Source organism: Streptomyces sp. Y1 (assembly GCF_041053115.1).
Taxonomy (GTDB): domain Bacteria; phylum Actinomycetota; class Actinomycetes; order Streptomycetales; family Streptomycetaceae; genus Kitasatospora; species Kitasatospora rubellomurina.
In genome coordinates this window covers 6,770,814-6,780,993 of sequence record NZ_CP163445.1, presented here as the reverse complement: position 1 = coordinate 6,780,993, position 10,180 = coordinate 6,770,814, and the positions used below count along the sequence as shown (strand labels likewise).

Sequence of the window (10,180 nt, the reverse complement as noted above, 5' to 3'; positions counted from 1 at the left end):
CGACCACCGCCCACCCGATCACCCGTCCCCACGGCTCGGAGTTCCGGAGTTCTCGATGACCACCAGTGAAGAAGTCGTCAAGGCGCTGCGAGCCTCCCTCAAGGAGGCCGAGCAGCTGCGGCAGCAGAACCGCCGGCTGACCGCCGCGGCCTCCGAGCCGATCGCGATCGTCGGCATGGCCTGCCGCTACCCGGGCGGCGTCGCCTCCCCCGAGGACCTGTGGCAGCTGGTGGCGACCGGCACCGACGCGATCAGCGCCTTCCCCGAGGACCGCGGCTGGGACGTCGAGGGCCTGTACGACCCGGACCCGGACGCCACCGGCCGGACGTACACCCGGTCGGGCGGCTTCCTGCACGACGCGCCGCTGTTCGACCCGGACTTCTTCGGCATCAGCCCGCGCGAGGCGGTCGCGATGCACCCCCAGCAGCGGCTGCTGCTGGAGGCGTCCTGGGAGGCCTTCGAGCGGGCCGGCATCGACCCGTCCTCGATGCGCGGCACCCGCACCGGCGTGTTCGCCGGCGTGATGCACCAGGACTACGCCGCCCGGCTGCGCGAGGCCCCCGAGGACCTCGAGGGCTACCTGATGACGGGCAGCCTCGGCAGCGTGGTGTCCGGCCGGGTGGCCTACACGCTGGGCCTGGAGGGCCCGGCCGTCACGGTGGACACCGCCTGCTCCTCCTCGCTGGTGGCGCTGCACCAGGCCGCGCAGTCGCTGCGCAGCGGCGAGTGCACGCTGGCCCTGGTCGGCGGCGTGACGGTGATGACCGGGCCGGGCGGCTTCGTCGAGTTCAGCCGCCAGCGCGCGCTGTCCCCGGACGGGCGCTGCCGGGCCTTCGCCGCGGCGGCGGACGGCACCGGCTGGGCGGAGGGCGTCGGCGTCCTGCTGGTCGAGAAGCTGTCGGACGCGCGGCGCAACGGGCACCGGGTGCTGGCGGTGGTGCGCGGCTCGGCCGTCAACCAGGACGGCAGCAGCAGCGGCTTCTCCGCGCCCAACGGGCCGGCCCAGCAGCGGGCGATCCGCGAGGCGCTGAAGAACGCCCGGCTGACGGCCGAGCAGGTCGACGCCGTGGAGGCGCACGGGACGGGCACCAAGCTCGGCGACCCGATCGAGGCGCAGGCCCTGCTGGCCACCTACGGCAAGCAGCGGGACGCCGAACGGCCGCTGTGGCTGGGCTCGTTGAAGTCCAACATCGGGCACGCGCAGGCGGCGGCCGGGGTCGGCGGCGTCATCAAGATGGTGATGGCGCTGCGGCACGGGGTGCTGCCGCGCACCCTGCACGTGGACGAGCCGACCCCGCACGTGGACTGGTCGGGCGGCGGGGTGCGGCTGCTGACCGAGGAACGGGCCTGGCCGGCGGGCGAGCACGTCCGGCGGGCCGCCGTGTCCTCGTTCGGGATCAGCGGCACCAACGCGCACGTCATCCTGGAGGAGGCGCCGCCCGTCGAGGAGCCGGCCGAGGAGGCCGCCGAGGTCGTCGCCCCGCCCTCCCCGGTGGTGCCGTGGGTGCTGTCCGCCCGGGACGACGAGGCGCTGCGCACGCAGGCCGGGCAGCTGGCCGCGTTCCTGCGCGCCGACCCGGACGCCGACCTGCGGGCGATCGGCCACACCCTGCTCACCGGCCGGGCCTCGCTGGAGCGGCGCGCCGTCGTGCTCGGGCAGACCCGCGGCGAGCTGCTGACCGGCCTCACCGCGCTCACCGAAGGGGTCGCCGCGCCCGAGCTCGTCACCGGCGGCGGCACGTTCGAGCGCCCGGTGTTCGTCTTCCCGGGCCAGGGCTCGCAGTGGCTCGGCATGGGCGCCGAACTCCTGGACACCTCCGAGGTGTTCGCCGCCTCGATCGCCGCCTGCGAGGCGGCGCTGGCCCCGCACGTCGACTGGTCGCTCACCGACGTCCTGCGCGGGAACGGCGACCTGGCCCGGGTGGACGTCGTGCAGCCCGCGCTGTTCGCGATGATGGTCTCGCTGGCCGCGGTCTGGAAGTCGCTGGGCGTCGAGCCCGCCGCCGTCATCGGCCACTCCCAGGGCGAGATCGCCGCCGCCACCGTCGCCGGGGCCCTCAGCCTCGCGGACGGCGCCCGGATCGCCGCCCTGCGCAGCCAGGCCATCACCGCCATCGCCGGGCACGGCGGCATGGTGTCGGTGCCGCTGCCGCGCGAGCGCGCCGAGGAGCTGCTGGGCGGCTGGGACGGCCGGGTCTTCGTGGCCGCCGTCAACGGCCCGTCCGCCACCGTCGTCGCCGGGGACCGCGACGCGCTCGACGAACTCCTCGCCCACTGCGAGCAGTCGGAGATCCGGGCCCGCCGGATCGACGTGGACTACGCCTCGCACACGCCGCACGTCGAGGCCATCGAGGAGCGGCTGGCGACGGCCCTGGCCGGGATCACCCCGCAGCGCGCCGACGTCCCGTTCTACTCGACCGTCACCGGCGGCCTGCTCGACACCACCGCCCTGGACAGCGGCTACTGGTACACCAACCTGCGCCAGACCGTCCGCTTCACCGACGCCGTCCGGGCCGCGCAGGCGGACGGCCACGAGGTGTTCGTCGAGTCCAGCCCGCACCCCGTCCTCACCACCGCCGTCGAGGAGACCCTCGACGCCGCCGAGGCCCCGGTGGTCACCGGCACCCTGCGCCGCACCGAGGGCCACTGGACCAGGCTGCTCACCTCCGCGGCCCACCTGCACGCCCACGGCGTGCCCGTCGACTGGACGGCGTTCCTGCCCGCCGGCGACCACGCCGACCTGCCGACCTACCCGTTCCGCCACCAGCACCTGTGGATCCGGGAGGCCGCCCCGGACGCGCCGGGCACGGCCGCGACCGACGCGCCGGAGGCCGGGTTCTGGCAGGCCGTCGAGGAGCAGGACGTCGCCGCCGTGGCCGCCGCCCTGCGGGTCGAGGACGAGGAGCGGCGGCGGTCGCTGGACGCGCTGCTGCCCGTGCTGTCCTCCTGGCGCCGGGAGAGCCGCGAGCGCTCGACCGTGGACGACTGGCGGTACCGGATCGCCTGGAAGCCGCTCGCGGACCGCCCGGCGGCGGCCCTGACCGGCACCTGGCTGGTCGTCGTCCCGGCCGGCCGCACCGAGGACCGCTGGGTCGCCGAGGCCGTCCGGGCCCTCGACGGGCACGGCGCCCGCACCGTCCTGCTGGAGACGACCGGCGCCGACGCGGACCGCGCCGTCCTCGCCGAGCGGCTGCGCCCGCTGGTCGACGGCACCGACCTCGCCGGCGTGCTGTCCTTCCTGGCGCTGGACGACAAGCGCCTGGACGGGCACCGCAGCCTCACCGCCTGCGTGGGGCTGACCCTCGTCCTCGTCCAGGCCATGGGCGACCTCGGCCTGCGCACCCCGCTGTGGTGCGCCACCCATCGCGCCGTCGCCACCGGCCCGTCCGACGCCCCCGCCGACCAGGTGCAGGCCCAGCTGTGGGGCCTCGGCCGGGTCGTCGCCCTGGAGCAGCCGCACCTGTGGGGCGGCCTGGTCGACCTGCCCGCGGAGCCGGACGCGCGGGCGCTCGGCCGGCTCGCCGGGGTGCTGGCCGGCGCCGGCGACGAGGACCAGGTGGCGGTGCGCCCGGCCGGCCTGTTCGCCCGCCGGATGGTGCACGCCCCGCTCGGCGGGGCGCGGCCGGTCCGCGACTGGCGGCCCGGCGGCACGGTGATCGTCACCGGCGGCACCGGGAGCCTCGGCCCCCGGCTGGCCCGCTGGCTGGCCGAGCGCGGCGCCGAGCACCTGGTGCTGGCCAGCCGTTCGGGCCCGGACGCCCCCGGGGCGGCGGACCTGGCGGCCGAGCTGACCGCGACCGGCGTGGAGGTCACCCTGGCGGCGTGCGACGTCGCCGACCGGGACGCGGTGGCCGCCCTGCTGGACGGGCTGCGGGCCGAGGGCCGCACCGTGCGGGCCGTCGTGCACACCGCCGCGTTCATCGAACTGCTGCCGGTGGACGGCACCCCGCTGGAGAGCCTGGACCAGGTGCTGGCCGCGAAGGTGGACGGCACCCGGCACCTCGCCGAACTGCTGGACCCGGAGGCGCTGGACGCCTTCGTCCTGTTCTCCTCCATCGCCGGGTTCTGGGGCAGCGGGGACCACGCCGCCTACGCGGCGGCCAACGCCGCCCTCGACGCCCTGGCCGAGGCCGGCCGGGCCCGCGGCCTGCCGATGACCTCCGTCGCCTGGGGCGTCTGGGAGGACGCCGTCAACACCTGGAAGAACCTCGGCGACCAGGACGTCGAGCGCACCCGCCGCAAGGTGCAGGCGCAGGGCCTGCCGCTGATGCGCGCCGAGCTGGCGGTCGCCGCCCTGCAGCAGTCGCTGGACCACGACGACACCTTCGTCGCGATCGCCGACATCGACTGGGCGCGCTTCGTGCCGCTGTTCACCGCGCTGCGCCCGAGCCCGCTGCTCACCGACCTGCCCGAGGCCCGCGCGGTGCTGGCCGCCCCGGAGGCCGGCGCGGGCGCGCCGGGCGCCGGGAACGACTCCGAACTGCGGCGCGCGCTCGTCGAGTTGTCGGAGGCCGACCAGCTCCGCACGCTGACCGAGCTGGTGTCCGCGCACGCCGCGGCCGTCCTCGGGCGCACCGGCGCGGAGGCCATCAAGCCCGAACGGGCCTTCAAGGAGCTCGGGTTCGAGTCCCTGACGGCCGTCGAGCTGCGCAACCGGCTGAACGCCGCCACCGGGCTGCGGCTCCCGGCGACGCTGGTCTTCGACTACCCGACGCCCGCCGCGCTCGCCGCCGAACTGCGCCGCGAGGTCCTGGAGTTGGCGGCCGCGGCCGCGCCCGTGGAGCAGGCCCCGGGCGGGGCCGGCGCGGACGAGCCGATCGCGATCGTCGGGATGGCCTGCCGCCTGCCCGGCGGGGTCACCACCCCCGAGGAGCTGTGGCGGCTGCTCGCCGCGGACGGCGACGCCGTCTCCGGCTTCCCGCCGGAGCGCGGCTGGGACCTGAGCGGGATCCACGGCCCCGGCGGCCGGGTCCGCGAGGGCGGCTTCGTGGCCGACGTGGACCGCTTCGACGCCGCGTTCTTCGGGATCAGCCCGCGCGAGGCGCTGGCCATGGACCCGCAGCAGCGGCAGCTGCTGGAGACCTCCTGGGAGGCCTTCGAGCGGGCCGGCATCGACCTGACCACGCTGCGCGGCAGCCGGACGGGCACCTTCGTCGGCGCCATGGACCAGGGCTACGGGGTGACCTCGGCCGACGCGCCGTCCGCGATCGGGGACTACGTCATCACCGGCCGGGTCACCAGCGTCCTGTCCGGCCGGGTCGCCTACGCGTTCGGCCTGGAGGGCCCGGCGATCACCGTCGACACGGCGTGCTCCTCCTCGCTGGTCGCGCTCCACCTGGCCGTCCGCTCGCTGCGCGGCGGCGAGTGCACGATGGCGCTGGCCGGCGGCTCGGTGGTGATGCCCGTCCCGGACTCGTTCATCGGCTTCGACCGGATGGGCGCGCTGTCCGAGAGCGGCCGCTGCAAGGCCTTCTCCGACGACGCGGACGGCTTCGGGCTGTCCGAGGGCACCGGCGTCGTCCTGCTCGAACGGCTCTCCGACGCGCAGCGCCACGGGCACCCGGTGCTGGCCGTGATCCGCGGCTCCGCCCTCAACCAGGACGGCGCCTCCAACGGCCTGGCCGCCCCCAACGGGCCCTCGCAGCAGCGGGTGATCCGGGCGGCGCTGGCCGACGCCCGGCTGACGGCCGACCAGATCGACGCCGTCGAGGCGCACGGCACCGGCACCCGGCTCGGCGACCCGATCGAGGCGCAGGCCCTGCTGGCCACCTACGGCAAGCAGCGGGACACCGAACGGCCGCTTTGGCTGGGCGCGTTGAAGTCCAACATCGGCCACACCCAGGCGACCTCGGGTGTCGCGGGCGTCATCAAGATGGTGCTGGCGCTGCGCAACGAGGCGCTGCCGCGCACCCTGCACGTGACCGAGCCGACCACCCACGTGGACTGGTCGGGCGGCGGGGTGGCGCTGCTCACCGAGCCGCGGGAGTGGCCGCGCGAGGCCGGGCGTCCGCGCCGGGCCGGGGTGTCCGCGTTCGGCATCAGCGGCACCAACGCCCACCTGATCCTGGAGGAGGCGCCGGACGCCGCGGCGGCCGCCGAGGAGGCCGTGGCCGTCGACTCGCCGTCGCCGGTGGTCCCGTGGGTGCTCTCCGCCCGGGACGAGCGGGCGCTGCGGGCGCAGAGCGGGCAGCTGGCCGCGTTCCTGCGCGAGCACCCGGAGGCCGACCTGCGCGCCGTCGGGCACACCCTGCTCGCCGGGCGCGCGGCGCTGGAGCACCGGGCGGTCGTGCTCGGGCAGGGCCGCGAGGAGCTGCTGAACGGCCTCGCCGGGCTCGCCGAGGGAGCCGCCAAGCCGGCGGTCACCACCGGCGAGGGCGGCTACGGGCGGCCGGTGTTCGTGTTCCCCGGCCAGGGCTCGCAGTGGCTCGGCATGGGCGCCGAACTCCTGGACACCTCCGAGGTGTTCGCCCGCTCGATCGCCGACTGCGAGGCGGCGCTGGCCCCGTACGTCGACTGGTCGCTCACCGAGGTGCTGCGCGGCGGCGGAGACCTCCACCGGGTCGACGTCGTGCAGCCCGCGCTGTTCGCGATGATGGTCTCGCTGGCCGCGGTCTGGAAGTCGCTGGGCGTCGAGCCCGCCGCCGTCATCGGCCACTCCCAGGGCGAGATCGCCGCCGCCACCGTCGCCGGGGCCCTCAGCCTCGCGGACGGCGCCCGGATCGCCGCGCTGCGCAGCCAGGCCATCACCGCCATCGCCGGGCAGGGCGGCATGGTCTCGCTCCCGCTGGCCCACGAGGAGGCCGCCGAGTTGCTGACCCGCTGGGAAGGCCGGATCTCGGTCGCCGCCCTGAACGGGCCGACCGCGACCGTGGTCGCCGGGGACGTCGACGCGCTTGAGGAACTGCTCGCCCTCTACCACGACCAGGAGGTCCGGGCCCGCCGGATCGACGTCGACTACGCCTCGCACTCCCCGCACGTCGAGGCCATCGAGGCCCGCCTCGCGGAAGCCCTCGCGGGCATCACCCCGCGCTCCGCGGACGTCCCGTTCTACTCGACCGTCACCGGCGCGCTGCTGGACACCGTCGCCCTGGACGCCGGGTACTGGTACACCAACCTGCGGCAGACCGTCCGCTTCACCGACGCCGTCCGGGCCGCCCGGGCCGACGGCCTGGACGTCTTCGTCGAGTCCAGCCCGCACCCGGTGCTGACCCCGGCCATCGAGCAGGCCTTCGACGACGCGCCGGCCCTGGTGACGGGCACGCTGCGCCGCACCGAGGGCGGCTGGACCAGGCTGCTCACCTCCGCGGCCCACCTGCACACCCACGGCCTGCCCGTCGACTGGGCGCCGCTGCTGCCCGCCGGCGCCCACCCCGAGCTGCCCACCTACCCGTTCCAGCGCGAGCGGTTCTGGCTGGCGCCCGCCGCCACCGGGGACCCGCGCACGGCCGGGCTGGACGCCGCCGACCACCCGCTGCTGTCCGCCGCGCTGCCGCTGCCCGAGGACGACGGCGTGCTGCTCACCGGCCGCCTCGCCACCGCCACCCACCCGTGGCTGGCCGACCACGCCGTCTGGGGCACCGTGCTGGTCCCCGGCACCGGGCTGGTCGAACTCGCCCTGCAGGCCGGGCGGCAGCTGGACTGCCACCACCTCGACGAACTCACCCTCCAGGCGCCGCTGCTGCTGCCCGAGGACGGGGCCGTCCGGGTCCAGGTCCGGGTCGGCGCCGCCGACAGGACCGGCCGCCGCCCGGTCACCGTCCACTCCAGCCCCGACACCGAGCAGAACTGGACGAAGCACGCGAGCGGCGTGCTGGCCCCCGAGGGCCCGGCCGCCCGGTGGGCGCCCGAGCCGGTGTGGCCGCCGGCCGGCGCCGTGCCGGTCGCGCTGGACGGCCTGTACGGGCGGCTCGCCGAGGACGGGCTGGTCTACGGCCCGGCCTTCCAGGGCCTGCGCGCGGCCTGGCGGCGCGGCGAGGAGGTCTTCGCCGAGGTCCGGCTGGCCGAGGAGCAGCTCGCGGACGCCGAGCGCTGCGGCGTCCACCCGGCGCTGCTCGACGCGGCCCTGCACACCACCCTGCTGGACGGCGCGACGACGGTCCGGCTGCCGTTCGCCTGGTCCGACGTCACCCTGCACGCCACGGCGGCCACCGCCCTGCGGGTGCGGCTGACGCCGACCGGGCCGGACGAGCTGTCGCTGGACGTCGCCGACCAGACCGGCCAGCCGGTCGCCTCGGTCGACTCGCTCGCCGTCCGCCCGGTCTCCCGCACCCAGCTCGGCTCCGCCCGCTCCACCGCGGACGCGCTGTTCTGGGTGTCCTGGACCGAGGCCGCGGCCGCGGCCGCCGGCCCGGCCGGGCTCGCCGTGCTGGGCGAGGACCGGCTCGGCCTCGCCGCCGCGCTGGCCGGGGCCGGGGCCGCCGCGGGCGCCCACCCGGACCTGGCCGCGCTCGGCGCCGCCGTCGCCGCCGGGGCGCCCGCGCCCGAGGCCGTCCTGCTGCCCTGGGTGCCCGAGCCGGGCGCCGACACGCTCTCCGCGGACGCCGCCCGCGACGCCGTCGAGCGGGCCCTGGCCCTGCTCCAGGCCTGGGCCGCCGACGAGCGGTTCGCGGCCTCCCGGCTGGTGCTGGTCACCCGGGGCGCGGTGGACACCCCCGACCCGGCCGCGACCTCGGCCGAGCCGGCCGACCTCGCCGCGGCCGCCGTCTGGGGCGCGGTGCGCTCGGCGCAGGCCGAGCACCCGGGCCGCTTCGTCCTGGTCGACCTCGACGGGGCCGGCAGCGACGGCGCCGACGCCGCCTCGCTGCGCGCCCTGCCCGGCCTGCTCGGCGGCGCCGAGCCGCAGTACGCCGTCCGGGCCGGCCGGGTCCTGGTGCCCCGGCTCGCCCGACCGAACCCGGCGGACGCGGCCGACGGCGGGCCCCTGCTCGACCCCGAGGGCACCGTGCTGATCACCGGCGGCACCGGCACCCTCGGCGCGCTGGTCGCCCGGCACCTGGTCGAGGCGCACGGCGCCCGGCACCTGCTGCTGGTCAGCCGTCAGGGCCGGCAGGCCGAGGGCGCCGAGGACCTGGTCGCCGCGCTCGCCGAGGCCGGCGCCGCCGTCACCGTGGAGGCCTGCGACGCCGCCGACCGGGGCGCGCTGGCCGCGCTGCTGGCCGCCGTCCCGGCCGAGCACCCGCTGACCGGCGTGGTGCACGCCGCCGGGGTGCTCGACGACGGCACGCTCGCCTCGCTCACCCCGGAGCGCACCCGCGCCGTCCTGCGGCCGAAGGTCGACGCCGCCTGGAACCTGCACGAGCTGACCCTGGACGCCAAGCCCGCGATGTTCGTCCTGTTCTCCGCCGCCGGCGGGGTGCTGGGCAACGCCGGGCAGGCCAACTACGCCGCCGCCAACGCCTACCTGGACGCGCTGGCCGCCCACCGCCGCACCCTCGGCCTGCCCGGGGTGTCGATGGCCTGGGGCCTGTGGTCCACCGTCAGCGCGATGACCGGGCGGCTCGGCGAGGCCGACCGCTCCCGGATGCGGCGCTCCGGCGTGCTGCCGGTCTCCGCCGCGGACGGCCTGGCGCTGTTCGACGCCGCACTCGCCCAGGACCGCCCGCTGGTGCTGCCCGTCCGCCTCGACCTGCCCGCGCTGCGCGCCGGGGAGCCCGCCGAGCGGCCGCCGCTGCTGCGCGCCCTGCTCGGCACCGCGCCCCGCCGGGCGGCCCGCGCCGACGCGGCCGGCACCGCCGCCCCGGGCCTCGACCTGGCCGCCCTGCCGGCCGCCGAACAGGCCCACGCCCTGCTGGAGCTGGTCCGGGCCCAGGTCGCCACGGTGCTCGGCTACGGCGACCCGGAGGCGGTCGGCACCGCGCGAGGCTTCCTGGAGTCCGGCTTCGACTCGCTGCGCGCCGTCGAGCTGCGCAACAAGCTGAACGCGGCCACCGGGCTGCGGCTGCCCGCCACGCTGGCCTTCGACCACCCGACCCCGGCCGCCGTCGCCGCCCACCTGGGCGAGCTGCTGCGGAAGCAGGCCGGGCCGGAGCCGGCGGCCGCGACCGCGACCGCCGCGCCGGCGCCCGAGCGGGCCGAACCGGCCGTCGAGGACGACGAGTTGGCCGACGCCACGCTCGACGAGCTGCTCGACATCGTCGACGACGAACTGCGCAACTCGTGACCGGCCAGCACCAGGACCACG

The 10,180-nt window shown here is 77.3% G+C and carries 1 protein-coding gene; it reads left to right on the top strand.

Annotated features, from left to right (window positions below; genetic code table 11):
* Positions 1 to 55 precede the first annotated feature (55 nt).
* Positions 56 to 10,159 (top strand): type I polyketide synthase, encoded by a 10,104-nt coding sequence (locus tag AB2U05_RS29620; RefSeq protein ID WP_369184753.1) that lies wholly within the window; start codon positions 56 to 58, stop codon positions 10,157 to 10,159.
* Positions 10,160 to 10,180: the final 21 nt, after the last annotated feature.

Excerpts from the sequence above, each read along its gene's own strand:
- AB2U05_RS29620 (WP_369184753.1), top strand. The coding sequence starts at position 56 with ATGACCACCAGTGAAGAAGTCGTCAAGGCGCTGCGAGCCTCCCTCAAG.